Annotated in this window: 14 protein-coding genes; 7 read left to right on the forward strand and 7 right to left on the reverse strand. The window is 67.7% G+C overall.

Annotation, left to right across the window (positions count from 1 at the left end; translation table 11 throughout):
• Positions 1-205: 205 nt before the first annotated feature.
• Entirely contained in the window at positions 206-1216 is a 1011-nt protein-coding gene (locus tag I1A62_RS27745; protein ID WP_072943791.1) for an AraC family transcriptional regulator, read from the forward strand.
• Here I1A62_RS27745 and I1A62_RS27750 read toward each other — a convergent pair.
• The 5 genes from I1A62_RS27750 to I1A62_RS27770 form a co-directional block, all read right to left on the reverse strand.
• The gene (locus tag I1A62_RS27750) at positions 1206-1595 is read right to left on the reverse strand and encodes a hypothetical protein (RefSeq protein WP_124391818.1); all 390 of its coding nucleotides are present in this window, start codon (positions 1593-1595) and stop codon (positions 1206-1208) included. The genes I1A62_RS27745 and I1A62_RS27750 overlap by 11 nt on opposite strands.
• Positions 1592-2938 (reverse strand): dipeptidase, encoded by a 1347-nt coding sequence (locus I1A62_RS27755; protein WP_219455473.1) that lies wholly within the window; start codon positions 2936-2938, stop codon positions 1592-1594. The genes I1A62_RS27750 and I1A62_RS27755 overlap by 4 nt, the downstream gene beginning before the upstream one ends.
• 3 nt (positions 2939-2941) lie before the next feature.
• On the reverse strand, positions 2942-3388 hold the full coding sequence (locus I1A62_RS27760; RefSeq protein ID WP_219455475.1) for a hypothetical protein: 447 nt from the start codon (positions 3386-3388) through the stop codon (positions 2942-2944).
• Positions 3385-4839: an APC family permease gene (locus tag I1A62_RS27765; protein ID WP_124391821.1), complete on the reverse strand. Its 1455-nt coding sequence runs from the start codon at positions 4837-4839 to the stop codon at positions 3385-3387. The genes I1A62_RS27760 and I1A62_RS27765 overlap by 4 nt, the downstream gene beginning before the upstream one ends.
• A 71-nt stretch (positions 4840-4910) precedes the next feature.
• On the reverse strand, positions 4911-6047 hold the full coding sequence (locus I1A62_RS27770; RefSeq protein WP_124391822.1) for a Xaa-Pro peptidase family protein: 1137 nt from the start codon (positions 6045-6047) through the stop codon (positions 4911-4913).
• Positions 6048-6411: 364 nt separating this feature from the next.
• Here I1A62_RS27770 and I1A62_RS27775 point away from each other — a divergent pair, with 364 nt between their 5' ends.
• Positions 6412-7752, forward strand: a complete 1341-nt coding sequence (locus I1A62_RS27775; protein ID WP_225858082.1) for an APC family permease — start codon at positions 6412-6414, stop codon at positions 7750-7752.
• Positions 7753-7770: 18 nt separating this feature from the next.
• Here I1A62_RS27775 and I1A62_RS27780 read toward each other — a convergent pair whose 3' ends face one another.
• Positions 7771-8595, reverse strand: a complete 825-nt coding sequence (locus tag I1A62_RS27780; protein WP_219455476.1) for a class II glutamine amidotransferase — start codon at positions 8593-8595, stop codon at positions 7771-7773.
• Positions 8596-8611: 16 nt separating this feature from the next.
• Positions 8612-9166, reverse strand: coding sequence for a GNAT family N-acetyltransferase (locus tag I1A62_RS27785; protein ID WP_124391825.1), 555 nt, complete (start codon positions 9164-9166; stop codon positions 8612-8614).
• A 186-nt stretch (positions 9167-9352) separates the two neighbouring features.
• On the opposite strand from I1A62_RS27785, the gene I1A62_RS27790 reads away from it, so the two are divergent.
• From I1A62_RS27790 to I1A62_RS27810, 5 genes are all read left to right on the forward strand, one after another.
• Positions 9353-10711, forward strand: a complete 1359-nt coding sequence (locus I1A62_RS27790) for an MFS transporter (RefSeq protein ID WP_219455478.1) — start codon at positions 9353-9355, stop codon at positions 10709-10711.
• 49 nt (positions 10712-10760) lie between these two features.
• A complete protein-coding gene (locus I1A62_RS27795) occupies positions 10761-12356 on the forward strand; it encodes an aldehyde dehydrogenase (NADP(+)) (RefSeq protein WP_219455480.1) in 1596 nt (531 codons plus the stop codon).
• 25 nt (positions 12357-12381) lie between these two features.
• Entirely contained in the window at positions 12382-13317 is a 936-nt protein-coding gene (locus I1A62_RS27800; protein WP_219455481.1) for a 5-dehydro-4-deoxyglucarate dehydratase, read from the forward strand.
• Complete coding sequence (locus tag I1A62_RS27805) at positions 13317-14588, forward strand: glucarate dehydratase family protein (RefSeq protein WP_219455482.1); 1272 nt, start codon at positions 13317-13319, stop codon at positions 14586-14588. The genes I1A62_RS27800 and I1A62_RS27805 overlap by 1 nt, the downstream gene beginning before the upstream one ends.
• A 92-nt stretch (positions 14589-14680) precedes the next feature.
• On the forward strand, positions 14681-15574 hold the full coding sequence (locus I1A62_RS27810) for a LysR substrate-binding domain-containing protein (RefSeq protein WP_219455483.1): 894 nt from the start codon (positions 14681-14683) through the stop codon (positions 15572-15574).
• The last annotated feature ends 10 nt before the right edge of the window (positions 15575-15584 follow it).

Genomic DNA, 15584 nt, shown 5'->3' on the forward strand with positions numbered 1-15584 from the left:
GACGTGATGATCGGCGCGGTACCGCTGCGGAACTGCTCGCGGGGGCGGGCCGGGGTGATCCGGTGCCGTGGGGTAGCTCTCCGCGCCGTCTCTCTGTGATGCACCTAACAGTAGGGCCGCGTCCGGTCGTATGCTTATCTTGACGGGACAGGACGCCTATCATTTCGGGACACGGTCAGGTGTCGGGAGAGGGCAGGGACGGGATATGAAACCTCTCGCGCGTTACGCGTCACTGAACGGGTACGTGGAACTGTGCCGGTCGCTCGGACTCGAGCCGGCACCTCTGCTGCGTGCCGCCGGCCTCGACCCGTCCGGGCTCGGCCTGCAGGACCGCTGGATACCCGCCGCAGCGATCGCACGACTGCTCGAGCAGTCGGCGGACAGATCCGGATACGCGGATTTTGGGGTTCGCCTCGCCGAACGCAGGCAGTTCTCCAACCTCGGACCGCTCAGCCTCGTCGTCCGCGAGGAACCCGATGTCCGGAGCGCCCTGCGCGTCCTCACCCGATACGACCACACGTACAACGAGGCGCTGCGCACCCGGATGTCGGAGCGTGGCGGGCTGGTGACCCTGCGAATCGAACTCGACGTCGGGGAGGCCACCGACATCCGGCAGTCGGTGGAACTGGCGGTCGGGGTGCTGCACCGGCTGCTGCGGGGCTTCCTCGGCGGCGGCTGGAAACCGCTCGCCGTCTGCTTCCCGCACCCGGCCCCGGCCGACGCCGCGACGCACCGCCGGTTGTTCGGGCCTGCGATGAAGTTCGACCACGAGTTCGCAGGAATCGTCCTCGAAGCCGGCGACCTGAACGCGCCGAACAAGATGTCCGATCCGCTGCTCCGCCCGTACACCCAGCAACTGCTGGAGTCGTGGGAGCCGTCGGACGACGTGACGATCGTGAGCCGGGTCCGCGAGTTGATCGAACTGCTGCTTCCCACCGGCCGCTGCTCCGTCGAGCAGGTGGCCCGCAGCCTGGGGGTCGACCGGAGAACAGTGCACCGCCGTCTCGCCGAGAGCGGGGAGTCGTTCTCCACCGTCCTCGACGGCACCCGCACCGAACTCGCCGAACGGATGGTCGCGAATCCGCGGCTGAACCTCACCGAGATCGCGGACATGCTGGCGTTCTCGGCGCCGAGCAACTTCTCACGGTGGTTCCGCGGCCGGTTCGGGGTCAGCCCGAGCCGATGGCGAGCCGAGCACGCGGACGTCAGACCCTAGTGGGATGCCAGGACGCCACAGCCCAGATCACGACCGCGTCGAGCGCGATGAGGGTGATCGCCCACATCGGGTAGTACGGCAGCCACAGGAAGTTGACGACGATCGACAGACCGCAGATCACGAAGGCGGCGCCGCGGGCCCACGCCACCCCGGCGAGCAGAGCGACACCCGCCGCGGCGACCAGCGCCCCGAGCACGATGTGGGTCCACCCCCACGAGGTGACGTCGAATTCGTACGTGTATCCGGCCTCGACGACGAGCACCTCGTCCTTGGACACGGCGGAGAGGCCCTGCAGGATCTCGAGCACACCGACGGTGACCAGGAGGACCGCTGCGCCCAGTTGCGGTGAGGTGCGGGCCGGACCCGCTGCGGACGTCATGAGCGGATACTCGCGTAGTTCTGCAGGAACCGGGCTTCGACCAGCGACATCGCCGCGATCTCCGAGGGGTCGACACTTTCGTTGGGGGCATGGATCAGTGCCCGGGGTTCCTCGACGCCCATCAAGATGATCTCCGCGTCCGGGTACGTGTCGGCGAGCACGTTGCACAGCGGAATGGAGCCGCCCTGTCCCAGCATGACCATGGGCCGGCCGTAGGCCTCCTCCATGGCCGCACCGAGAGCCCGGTAGGCAGGTCCGTCGGTGCGGGTCCGGTACGGCGCCCCCGAGGCCTCGACCTCGACGTCGACGGCCACCCCCCACGGTGCCGCGGAGTGCAGATGGTCGATCAGCGCTCGCTGTGCCTGCGCGGGTTCGAGCCCGGGCGGTATCCGCAGGTTCAGCCGTGCGCGTGCCCGCGGTGCGATCGCGGCCGCCGATCCGACCACCGGCGGGCAGTCGATGCCGAGGACGGTCAGCGCCGGACGCGCCCAGAGCATGTCGGAGACGGTGCCGTCGCCGAGAAACGATTCGGTGTCGAGCATGCCGGCGTCGGTGCGGAACTGTTCCGGTGGGTAGAGTTCTCCGGTCCAGGTCTGGGTGTTGTCCACACCGTTGACGGTGGTGTTGCCCTTGGCGTCTCGCAGCGTTGCCAGCATCGCGATCAACGCGGCGAGGGCGTCCGGGGCGGCGCCACCGAACATGCCGGAGTGCAGATCGGAGGTGAGTGCTTCGACGGTGACGACGACGTTGACCAGTCCCCGCAGGCTGACGGTGGCGGCCGGCACGCCCACATCGGCGTTACCGGTGTCGCACACGAGAATCGCGTCGGCACGCAGGAGATCGGCATTTTCGAGGACGAAGCCTTCCAGACCGCCGGTGCCCTGCTCCTCCGACCCCTCGACGACGAGTTTCAGGTGCACGGGAAGTTCGGCTCCGAGGGCTCGCAGCGCCGTCAGGTGGACGAGGATGTTGCCTTTGCAGTCGGCGGTGCCGCGCCCGTACCAGCGTCCGTTCCGCTCGGTGAGCTGGAATGGTGGTGTTTCCCAGGCGGTGTCGTCGAGCGGAGGCTGGACGTCGTAGTGGGCGTAGAGCAGCACGGTGGGGGCGTGCGGGTTCGGGGAGGGGCGTGACCCGACCACGGCGTGGCTGCCGTCGGACGTTTCTTCCAGACGGGCGTCGGTGAAGCCGTGCTGCGCGAATTTCGCTCGCACCCATTCCGCCGCACGGTGGCATTCTTCGGGAGGGTACCGGCGGGGGTCGGCCACCGACTGCATGGCGACGAGTTCGGTCAGTTCTTCGCGCGCCTGCGGCATCAGGTCGCTGATGCGTTCTCTCAGGTTCATCGCTCACTCACCTGCTACGTCGCTGGTTGCGAGGTCGTCGACGAACTGCTGGAATTCGGGAAGCTTGTCGGGGCAGTAGATCTGGATGATCAACAGTTCCCCCTTCACCACCCGTTCGTCCACGACGACGGGCCGGGTTCCCGGTCCGCCGGATCCGTTGACCATCTGGGACAGCAGCGTGGCCCGGGCCAGGGGAGCGTTGGGGTTGGCGCAGATCGCGCCGCCGTCGTCCCCGAGCACCCCGACGATCTGGTCGTGCGACGGTGTCCGGGCACCGGCCTGGTCGAGGGCCGCGATGAGCTGATCCGCCTTGTCGTCGGCTTCCCGGTTCGACGAGACGTAGGGGAAGAGGAGCAGGGCGATGATCGTGAGGGTCACGATGATGAAGGTGACGAGACCGTAGATGATCATGCGGTCGCGTCGGCTCGAGGCTTCCTTCGCGGTGGTCATGACTCGCTCTCCTCGGGTTGCTTCCACGAGGGCTTCCGGGCCCTGTAGAACAGGTAGGGCACGAGCAGGCCGAGGCCGAGTGCTCCCGCGGCGACGATCAGGACGTACACGCCGGCATTGCCGGAACTGAACTGCGACGGCGGGATGAAGCCGATGAGGAGAGCGGCGAGTGAGGCGGCGAACCCGACCCCGCACAATCCGACCAGCATCGGTGCCCGGTATCCGCGCGGGTGGTCGGGGGCCTTGCGGCGCAGCTGAACCGCGGCGACGAACATCAGCAGGTACATGATCAGGTACACCTGCGTGGTGATCACCGAGAAAATCCAGTACGCGCTCGACACGTCGGGGATGAACGCGTAGAGCAGGGCGATCACTGTGGTGACCAGGCCCTGCGTGACCAGAATGTTCTGCTGCACGCCGTGCTTGTTGACCCGCTGCAGGAACGGCGGCAGATAGCCTTCCTGCCGGGAGATGAGCACCAAGCCCTTGGACGGGCCGGCGAGCCAGGTCAACATGCCGCCGAGCGACGCCGCCACCAGCATGATTCCGATCACCGGCGTGAGCCATTGCCAGCCGAACTCCGCGAAGACCGCGTCGAATGCCTGCATCACCCCGGCGGTCAGGGACAGCTGCTCGGCCGGTACCACCCAGCTGATCGCCAGCGCGGGCAGGATGAAGATCGCCAGGACCAGGCCCATGGACAGGAACATCGCACGAGGGAATTCCTTGCCCGGGTTCCGCAGGGACGACACGTGCACCGCATTCATCTCCATGCCGGAGTAGGAGAGGAAGTTGTTGACGATCAACACGAGGCTTGCCAGGCCGGCCCACGCCGGCAGCAGGTGGTCGGCGGTCATCGGTGCGGCGGAGGCATTGCCCTGGCCGAGGAAGACCGTTCCCAGAATCACCAGCAGTGCACCGGGCACCAGGGTGCCGATGATCAGGCCGGCGCTGGAAAGACCGGCCACACCTTTCGTTCCGCGCGAGGAGATGTAGACCCCGGACCAGTAGGTCACCATGATGACTATCGCGGTCCACACTCCGTTGCTCGCGAGGGCCGGGTTGATGACGTAGGCGAGCGTGCTTGCGACGTACCCGAGCAGACTCGGATAGTAGAAGATCGTCATGGCGAACTGGCACCACACCGCAAGGAATCCCATCGGCTTGGAGATCCCGCGGGAGACCCAGTTGTAGACGCCGCCTTCCCATCCCGAAGCCAGCTCGGCCGACACCAGCGATGTCGGTAGCAGGAACACCAGCGCGGGGATGAGGTACAGGAACACGCACGCCAGGCCGTACACGGCCATCGTCGGCGACGGACGCAGGCTCGCCACCGAACTGGTGGTCATCAACGCCAGGGCGAGCCAGGAAATCCACGACCCCGCCGGACCGCGGGTGCGGGCCTCGGCCTCGGCGGGCGGCTGGTCGGCGGGTATGTCCGGTGCACTCATGACATCCACCTGTCCCGGAACCGGCGATCGGCGTTCCCGGGCTCGCTGCTGCGTGTCATCCCACTGCCCTCCTAGTCGACAACCCGCAGGTCGTGGCTGGTGTTGTTCAGGCGGCGTCCGCCGTCTTCGGTGACGGTGACGATGTCTTCGATGCGGATCCCGAACCTGCCCGCGAGGTAGATGCCCGGTTCGATCGAAAAACACATGCCGGGGAGGAGGAGCTGTTCCTCGCCCTCGACGATGTACGGCGGCTCATGGGTGGTGACCCCGATCCCGTGTCCGGTGCGGTGAATGAACTGCTCGCCGTAGCCGGCGTCGCTGATCACCGACCGCGCCACCCGATCGATCTGCTGACAGCTGATCCCGGGGCGGACGGCCTCGACGGCCGCTTGCTGCGCCCGCCGGACGATGTCGTGCACCTGTTGCACTTCGGGTGCCGGCTCGCCCACCGCGACCGTGCGGGAGGTGTCCGAGCCGTAGCCGAACATCAGGCCGCCGAAGTCCAGGACGACGGTGTCACCGCGTTCGATCATCCGGTCACCGGCCTCGTGATGAGGATTCGCGCCGTTGGGTCCGGACCCGACGACGGTGAAATCGACCTGCTCGTGCCCGAATCGGCGCAACAATCCGGCAAGTTCTGCTGCGACCTCGTTTTCTCGCCGACCGGCGAAACGTGTCTGCACGATCTGCTCGTACACTGCATCGGCGGCGGCGCCGGCCGCGGACAGCCGAGCCAGCTCGGCGGGGTCCTTGACGGCACGCAACATCGGCATCCCGTCGGTCAGTGCCACATACGACGAGCGCGGCAGCTGTCGCTGCAGGCCCAGCAGGTGCATCGCCCAGGCGGAGTCGGAGACGCCGTATCTACCCGAGGGGTCGAGCAGAGCGCCGGCCACCTGGTACGGATCGGTGCCGTCGGTCCACTCGACGAGCGACACCGCAGCCGTCCCGTCCGCACCTTCGGCGTCGGGTCGTTCGAGCGCGGGCACCACCATGGTCGGCTGCCGATCCGGGCGCAGCACCAGAATCGTGAGCCGTTCGGTGATCGCGGTCGGCCGATACGCCGTCAGCCACACCAGGTCTGGTCCCGGCGTGACGAGCAGACCGTCCAAGCCCGCGGCGACGGCGTCGTGAACGACTCGTGCCATTCGGGTGGCGTAGTCTTCGCCGGTGAACGGCGTGGGCGTCGGATGCGCGATCGATGTCATCGAGCCCTCCGGTGAGTGTGGAGATCTTCGACTGCCACCCGAAATTCGAGACAAAGAAACCGAATTCGCATTGCGAACTCGCCACGTCCATGACCGCATGACGACGGATGCTCAGGGCACTCCGCTCGATCGGCAACGCATCGCCACGGTCCACCTCCCACGGGCGCATAAAGGCCCGCCAAATCGAATTGTGCGCTTGCCCGGACCGAAACCGCAGCAGAATTCCGGTAAAATTCAATTGCCATCTTGGTAACGGGGACGAGGCCGGCGCAGTTCTCCAGTTGGATGAGTTCTCCAGTTGGACACCGGACTGATGCGACCGATCTCGGCCCATCGCAGACGTGGCGGTTGCACCATGAAGGACATGGACGACATGGCCCGTGAACCCCTCGACGGACGTGACTCCGGCGAGGGTGCCCCCGCGGGCGCTCAGGCCATGACCGTGCGCGGCGCCGCGTTCCTCGGCGTCGGCTCGATGGTCGGTGCCGGCATCTTCGCCCTCCTCGGGGAGGCCGGGGCCGTGGCCGGCTCCGCGGTGTGGCTGTCGTTCCTCCTTGCCGGCGTGGTTGCCACCTTGCAGGGCTATGCCGTTGCGAAGTTGGGGGCGCGCTACCCGTCCTCGGGCGGCATCGTGACATTCCTGCTCCAGGGGTACGGCCGCGGGCACATCACCGCAATCACGTCGTGGCTGCTCTACTTCGCGGCGCTCATCGTCACCGCCATGGTGGCCGTCTCGTTCGGGAGTTACGGCGCCGCACTGTTCTTCGACGATTCGGGTGCGTGGAGTCGCATACTCACCTCCGGCGTGGTCGTGCTCGTGGCGGCGATCAACATCGCGGGCACCAAGTTCATCGACCGGGTCCAGACCGCGATCGTGGTGATCCTGCTCGCGGTGTTCGCCGTCTTCGTCGTCGTCACACTCGCTCAGCTCGACCCGAGCCTGCTGGCACCGTCCACGTACCCGCCGACACTGGATATCGTCGGCAGCGTGGCGCTGACCTTCTTCGCCTATCTGGGCTTCACCGTCATCAGTTTCACCGGCGGCGACCTTCCCGACCCCCGTCGCAACCTGCCTCGTGCGATGTACCTGGCCCTGGGCATCACGATCCTCCTGTACGTGCTGATCGCCCTCGGAGTCTTCGGAACCCTGACCGTGCAGGAGGTAATCGACAACGGCGATACGGCCCTCGCCGTTGCGGCTCAACCCGCTCTCGGCGACGCCGGTTTCGCGATCATGGCTCTCGCGGCGCTGCTGGCCACCTCCTCCTCGGTCAACGCCAACGTCTACGCCGCGGCAGGCTCCACCGCCAAACTCGCCGAATCGGGGACCTTTCCACCGGTGTTCGGTAGTCGAGCCTGGGTCGGGGGCACACGCGGGTTGACCATCTCGGTCGCGCTGATCCTGCTCCTGGCGAATCTGGTGGATCTCACCGCCATCGCCTCCCTCGGCAGCGCCGTGGCCCTCGCGATCTTTCTCGTGACGTCGATCGCGGCCTACCGGCTCCGCCACGAAACGGATTCCCGCGCAGGCATCCTCGTCGCCGGAATCGTACTGACCGTCGTCGTTCTCGTCGTCTTCGCCGTGCAGACGCTGCTGACCGCCCCGCAGACGTTCGTGGCGATGATCGGGATCGTTTTGCTGGCGGTTGTGCTCGAGTTGTTCTGGAGCGCGATGCGCGCTCGCCGGGCGTCCCGCACGCAGTGAGGGGAGTGGGGCGCGGGCTCAGCGGACGGGTGGGACGGGCAGAAACGGCCGGATCTCGTCGTCGCCGGGGCGGATGACCCCGGCATGGGACTCGGGCACCTCCTGCCACGCGCCCTCGAGGTCGCGCAGCGGTTCGGACACCACGAACCGGGTTTCGTCGCCCAGTTCGTGCAGTACCTCCACCTCGGGGTGCAGGGCGCGGACCTTGTCCATCGCGGTGGAGAAGAACAGCGAGCGCGTCTGCTGTTCCGTCGAGTACCGGAACACCCAGACGGAGACGCCGTCGGTGGTGGCGATCGTCGCCTGCACCGGGTTCTCGACCCCGTGCCGGGCGCCGACGTCCTCGACGAACCCGACGGCGCGGGCGACGGCGGTGAACGGGTCGTCGGTGAGTCCGAACGTCAGCGCGAGGAAGAACAGCGTCTCGGAGTCGGTGGATCCGTCGATCTGCGGGTAGAGACTCGGGTCGACGGCCAGGGCCAGTTCGCGCTTCATCTCGGTGAATCCGCGCAGGGCGCCGTTGTGCATCCACAGCCAGTTGCCGTGCCGGAAGGGGTGACAGTTGCTGCGCTGCACAGGAGTTCCTGTCGACGCGCGCACGTGCGCGAAGAGCATCGGCGTCCGGATCTGGCGGGAGATCTCCTGCAGGTTGCGTTCGTTCCAGGCGGGTTCGATGCATTTGAAAAGGGCCGGGGTGGGGCCGTCCCCATACCAGCCGATGCCGAACCCGTCACCGTTCGTGGTGGTCGCACCCATGCGGGAGTGCAAGCTCTGGTCGATCAGGGAATGGACCGGCTTGAAGAGGAGGTCCTCGACGAGGATCGGATCGCCGGAGTATGCCATCCACCTGCACATCTTCTCATTCAAGCAGGTCGAGCCTGCTGACGTAGTGGCTTCCGTCGTCTACCGGGTTGTCGGGTGGGAGATAGCCCTCGCCGACGCGTCGGAAGCCGGCCTTCTCCAGCGCCCGCCACGACGCCCGGTTGGGGACGACCACGGGGACGACGATCGCGGTGGCGTCCGGCAGGTCGGCGCGGCACTTGTCGACGAACGCCCGGATCATCGCCGTTCCCAGACCCTGGCCGATCCGCCCGGGGTCGCCGACGAAGTAGTCGATGGAGATGCTGCCCGGTGGGATCTCGACGAGGGCCGTGAGGAGTGCGAGGTCCTCGGGATAGTCGGCGATCCGGTACCGCTGGATGAAGCCGAACGGCACGCCGCCCCGCAGCACGAGGAAGTCCTCGCAGGGTTCGGTGCCGTCGATGCTTCCGCCGAAATCGCGCTCGATGTCCGCGTCCGCGGTGTCGTGGTTCCAGAACCGCGCGACGTGCGGTTCGCGGAGCCATCGTTGCAGTTGAGGGAAGGATTCGCGGCTAGTGTGGACGAACTCGAAGGAGACTGCGTCGGCGCTCACGGTAGGGAAATTAGCACCACCCGAGTCGATTCAACTTCGGTATCGAAAACGAGATTTTTTGACTTGGACATGTATCGACCGTCCCTCTAGCGTGATTCCTATGACTCAGGTCACGCTTCCGGATCGGGGCGTGATCAGAGTCCCCCAACTTCGTCACCCACCCGAATCCAGAGAGAGGAGTCACCGATGACCCTCCCCCTCGCCGTCTCGCCGGCAGTCGACAGCGCGGTCTCCAAGATCTTCCGCCGTGTCGTGCCGCTGTTCATCGTGATGTTGATCTGCAACCAGCTCAACCGATCGAATATCGGCTACGCGCAGACCCACCTCGAAGCGGATGTGGGCATCGGCGCCGCGGCGTACGGATTCGGCGCGGGTGTCTTCTTCATCGCCTACGCGATCTTCGAACTGCCGTCGAACGTGCTCATGGAGAAGTTCGGCGCCAAGGTGTGGCTCACCCGCATCATGATCTCGTGGGGCCTGGTGTCCGCGGCCATGGCGTTCGTCAACGGCCCCGAGATGTTCTACGCGCTGCGGTTCCTGCTCGGTGTCGCCGAGGCCGGCTTCTTCCCGGCCATCATCTTCTACTTCACCCGCTGGCTGCCGAACAATCACCGCAGCCGCGCCACCGCCCTGTTCATCGCCGGTTCCTCGATCGCGGCCGCCATCTCGGGACCGATGTCCGGACCGCTGCTGTCCCTCGACGGGCTCGGCGGGCACCACGGCTGGCAGTGGATGTTCGCCCTGGAGGGCCTGCTGTCCGTGGTCGTCGGGTGCGTCGCCTACCGCCTGCTCGACTCGAAGATCGACGACGCGAAATGGCTCACCGCCCCGGAGAAGCACGACCTGCAGGCCGTCATCGCCGAGGAGGACGTGCTGCGCAGCGAGGCGTCCGCGAAGCGCGGCGAGTCGGGTTCGCGCTGGAAGCTGCTCCTGCAGCCGCGGATCCTGGTGTGCTGCGGCATCTTCTTCGCGATCACGATGGCGATCTACGCCAACACGTTCTGGCTGCCGTCGATCATCCGCCGCATCCCGGGCACCACCGACGTCACCGTCGGACTGCTGTCTTCGCTCCCGTGGATCTGCGCGATCTTCGCGATGTACTTCTCCAACCGCTCCGCCGACCGCACCGGACGGCACAAGCCGTACCTCGTGGCCGCGCTGCTCATCGGCGGTATCGGCACGATGGCCGCCGCGTTCGTCACGCCCTGGCTGGCCCTGCCGCTGTTGTGCCTCGCGACGATGGGCTTCAAGAGTGCGAGCCCGCTCTTCTGGTCCATTCCGCAGCGCACGCTCCACCCGATGGTGCTGGCACCGGCGATCGCGATCATCAATTCGCTCGGCAACCTGGGTGGCTTCGTGGCCCCGTTCGGCTTCGGTGTCATCAAGGAGCAGACCGGCACGGTGACGATGGGCCTGATCGTGCTGTCGCTCTTCGCCCTGGCCGCCGCCGCGGCGGTGACGTACTTCCGGCGCGACAAGGAAGACATCGACGAAGTCGCGAACGTCGCCGAGGCGGCGTCCGACGACACCCTGGCCACCACATGACCCGTCACCGGACCATACGAAACGCAGACGAGAATTCGAGGATCGCATCATGACAGCAACGGTGAACCGGACCGACGTGACCGGACAGATGATCATCGCGGGCAACCCCGTCCAGGGTTCCGGCACGACCATCCACGGCATCGACCCCGCCACCGGCCACCAGCTCGAGCCCGGCTTCGCGCACGGTGACGACCGGGACGTCGACGCCGCCTGCGCCGCCGCCGCCGAGGCGTTCGCGCCGTACCGCGCCACGACGTCCGAGGAGCGCGCCCGGTTCCTCGAGGCGATCGCCGACAACATCGAGGCGCTCGGCGAGACGCTGATCGCCCGGGTGTGCGCCGAGTCCGGACTCCCCCAGGGCCGCGTCACCGGCGAGGTGGGCCGCACCTCCGGACAGCTGCGGCTGTTCGCCGGCGTCCTGCGCGACGGCGGCTGGAACGGTGCCCGCATCGATCCCGCGCTGCCCGACCGCACCCCGTTGCCGCGTGCCGACATCCGCCAGCGGAAGGTCCCGCTCGGACCGGTCGCGGTGTTCGGTGCCAGCAACTTCCCCCTCGCGTTCTCCGTCGCCGGCGGCGACACCGCTTCGGCACTGGCGGCGGGCTGCCCCGTCGTCGTGAAGGCCCACGACGCGCACCCCGGCACGTCCGAACTCGTCGGGCGCGCCATCGCCGACGCCGTCGCGAGCACCGGCATGCCTGCGGGGACGTTCTCCCTGCTGTTCGGCTCGGGCCGCGGGCTCGGCACCGCGCTGGTCACGGATCCGCGCATCAAGGCCGTCGGCTTCACCGGATCCCGTTCCGGCGGAACCGCTCTGGTCGCAGCCGCCGCGGGACGCCCGGAACCGATCCCGGTGTACGCGGAGATGAGTTCGATCAACCCGGTGTTCCTCCTCGAGAACGCGCTCACCACCCGCGGCGCCGAACTCGGTCGCGCCTTCGTCGGGTCGCTGACCCTCGGTTCCGGACAGTTCTGCACCAACCCCGGTCTCGTCATCGCGGTCGACGGTCCCGGCCTCACCTCGTTCCTCGAGTCCGCGCGCGCCGCGGTCGCCGAGAGCACGCCCACCCCGATGCTCACCCCGAACATCGCCGGCTGCTACGCCGACGGCGTCACCGCGCTCAGCGGAGCTGCGACCGTGGAGGCCCGCGGCACCGAAACCGACGCACCCAACACGGGCCGGGCAGCGCTGTTCAGCGCCGCCGCCGACACGTTCCTGGGCTCGGAGGTGTTGCAGCAGGAGGTGTTCGGCTCGTCCAGCCTGATCGTCCGCTGCCGCGACGCCGAGCAGGTGCGCGCCGTGGCAGCGAAGCTGGAAGGCCAGCTGACCGCGACCGTCCACGTCGACGACGCCGATCTCGACGAGGCAGGCCGCCTGCTGCCCGTCCTCGAGCTCAAGGCCGGGCGAATCCTGTTCAACGGCTGGCCCACCGGGGTCGAGGTCGGTCACGCGATGGTGCACGGTGGCCCGCACCCCGCGACGTCCGACTCGCGCACCACGTCCGTGGGTTCGCTGGCCATCGAACGGTTCCTGCGACCCGTTGCCTACCAGGATGTTCCGAGCTCGCTACTCCCCGCCGCCATCGCCGACGGCAACCCCGACCAGTTGTGGCGTCGCATCGACGGCCGACTCACCCAAGCCTGATTTTTCCCTCGTGAAGGAGTTCCCCATGCTCGACGGCGTCCTGTTCTTCCCCGTCACCCCGTTCACAGCATCCGGCGACGTCGACTACGACCGGCTCGCCGAGCACGTCGCCAAGGGTGTCGACGCAGGCCCCGGAGGCGTCTTCATCGCCTGCGGCACAGGCGAATTCCATGCCCTCGGGCTGGAGGAGTTCGGCAGGATCGTCGCCAGGGCCACCGAGGTCGTCGCCGGACGGGTCCCCGTCTTCGCCGGCGCAGGCGGGTCCGTGCAGCAGGCCAAGGAGTTCGCCGCCAGCGCGAAGGCCAACGGAGCCGACGGCATCCTGCTGCTCCCGCCGTACCTGGTGACGATGCCGCAGGCCGGGCTGGTGGAGTACACCCGCGCGGTCGCCGAGACCACCGACCTGCCGCTCGTCGTCTACAACCGCGGCAACGCCCGCTTCGACGAGGCGGCAGCCGTGGAGGTCGCGCAGTTCCCGACCGTCGTCGGGTTCAAGGACGGCACCGGTGACCTCGACAAGGTGGGCCGTATCGTCCGTGCGGTGAAGGACGCGCTCGCCCCGTCCGGCAAGCCGTTCCTGTTCTTCAACGGCATGCCCACCGCCGAGGTGACCCAGCAGGCGTACCGCGCGATCGGTGTCACGCTGTACTCGTCCGCCACGTTCGCCTTCGCGCCGGAACTCGCACTCGGCTTCTACGACGCACTCGAATCCGGCAACCAGGAACTCGCCGACGCACTGCTCCGCGACTTCTTCCACCCCCTGGTGCGCCTGCGCGACCAGGTGCCCGGATATGCGGTGTCGCTGATCAAGTCGGGTGTCGCGATGGAAGGTATCGACGCCGGGCCCGTGCGGCCGCCGCTCGTCCCCACGAGCGACGTGCACCTACGTGATCTCATTCGGATCACCGCGGCAGGCCGCGCCGTTCTCGCCGACGCTCTCGCAGTGCAGGCGGCGGTCTGATGACTGCCGCACCGATCCGGATCACCGGCGCACGGATCACGCCCGTCGCGTTCGTCGATCCGCCGCTCCTCAACACCGTCGGCGTGCACCAGCCCTACGCGCTGCGCGCGATCATCCAGCTCGACACGGACGGCGGTCTCGTCGGACTCGGTGAAACCTACGCCGACACGGCCCACCTGCTCCGGCTCGAGGCGGCCGCCGAGGCGATCGTCGGGCTGGACGTGTTCGCGCTCAACGCGATCCGCGCGGCGATCGACACGAAGATCGCCACGCTGACGGTCACGGGCGGTGACGGTGTCGCGGGCATGATCACCACGGCCAGCACCACCGACCGCGTGTTCTCCCCGTTCGAGGTGGCGTGCCTCGACGTGCAGGGCAAGGTGCTCGGCCGGCCGGTATCCGATCTTCTCGGCGGCAAGGTGCGCGACGCAGTTCCGTTCAGCGCCTACCTGTTCTACAAGTGGGCCGGGCACCCCGGTGCCGAGCCCGACGAATGGGGCGAGGCGATCGACCCCGACGGTCTGGTCCGCCAGGCGCAGAAGATGATCGGCGAGTACGGCTTCGAGGCCATCAAGGTCAAGGGCGGCGTGTTCTCCCCGGACGAGGAGATCGCCGGCATCAAAGCGCTGCGCGCCGCGTTCCCCGACCTGCCGCTGCGCCTCGACCCCAATGCCGCGTGGACCGTCGACACGTCCATCCGGGTGGCGTCGGAACTCGACGGCATCGTCGAATACCTCGAGGACCCCACACCCGGTCTCGACGGCATGGCCGAGGTGGCGCGTGAGGCGAAGATGCCGCTGGCCACGAACATGTGCGTCGTCGCGTTCGATCAGCTCGAGGCTGCGGTGCTGAAGGATTCGGTGCAGGTCGTGCTGTCGGATCACCACTACTGGGGCGGACTGCAGCGGTCGCGGCTGCTCGCCGGGATCTGCGACAACTTCGGCCTGGGCCTGTCGATGCACTCGAATTCGCATCTGGGGATCAGCCTGGCCGCGATGGTGCACCTCGCCGGCGCCACCCCGAACCTCACGTACGCGTGTGACACCCACTGGCCGTGGAAGACCGAGGACGTCGTCGAGCCGGGTGTGCTGAAGCTCGTCGACGGTGCGGTCGCGGTGCCGACGACGCCGGGTCTCGGTGTCGAGATCGACGAGGACGCCCTCGCCGCCCTGCACCAGCAGTACCTCGACTGCGGGGTGCGCGACCGCGACGACACGGGGTACATGAAGTCGGTCGATCCCACGTTCGAGAACACCTGCCCTCGCTGGTAGCAGTAGCACCGGAAGGCGCCGACCGCCCACGCGGTCGGCGCCTTCACCGTGGGCTAGATTGAGTTCCACCTCGAGGCAAAGGAGTGGATCGAATGTTCTCCCTCGCACGGCTGTCGTGTTTCATCGCCGTCGCGGAGGAACTGCATTTCGGTCGCGCCGCGGAGCGCCTGCACATGACGCAGCCGCCGCTGAGCCGTCAGATCCAGCAGCTCGAAAGCGAACTCGGGGTGCAGCTGATCGACCGCACCAGCCGGTCCGTCACCCTCACCGCCGCCGGGGCGGCGTTCCTGCCCGACGCCCGGCGCATTCTGAGTTTGTCGGAGAGTGCCGCCCTGACGGTGCGGCGGGTGCCTGCCGGTGATCTCGGCACCGTCGTCGTCGGGTTCACCGGCGCGTCCGCGCACGCGGTGCTGCCGAGGTTGCTCGAGGCCGCACGCGACCGGCTGCCGGACGTGAAAATCGTTCTGCGGGAGATGGTCACGTCGGTGCAGATCGAATCGCTGATCAGCGGTGAACTGGACCTCGGGCTGATCCGCCCCATCCTCACCCGCCCCGGCATCGACACCCGCCCCATCCACCACGAACGGCTCGTCGCCGCGTTGCCCGCGGGTCATCCCCTCGCCGACGCCGAGCGGTTGGCGGTGGAGGATTTCGACGACCAACCCGTTGTCATGTACTCGCCTGTCGACGCGCGGTATTTCCACGAACTGCTCATCAGCACGTTCACGATCGTCGGGGCCTCCCCGCGCTACGTCCAGTACGTCACGCAGGTGCACACCATGCTGGTGCTCGTCCGGTCCGGGCTCGGCATGGCCCTCGTCCCGGAATCCGCGCAGACGATGCACCCGGAGGGGGTCGTGTTCCGGCCCGTTTCCGCGATCCGCGACCGGCCCGTCCAGATGAATGCGGCCTGGCGCTCGGACAGCCGGAACCCCGCGCTGCGCAGGCTCATGGAGGATGTCCTGCCGCAGCGGGAATGGGAATGAGGACGCGCGC

It is taken from the genome of Rhodococcus sp. USK10 (genome assembly GCF_019378875.1).
GTDB classification, from domain to species: Bacteria; Actinomycetota; Actinomycetes; order Mycobacteriales; family Mycobacteriaceae; genus Rhodococcus_F; species Rhodococcus_F pseudokoreensis.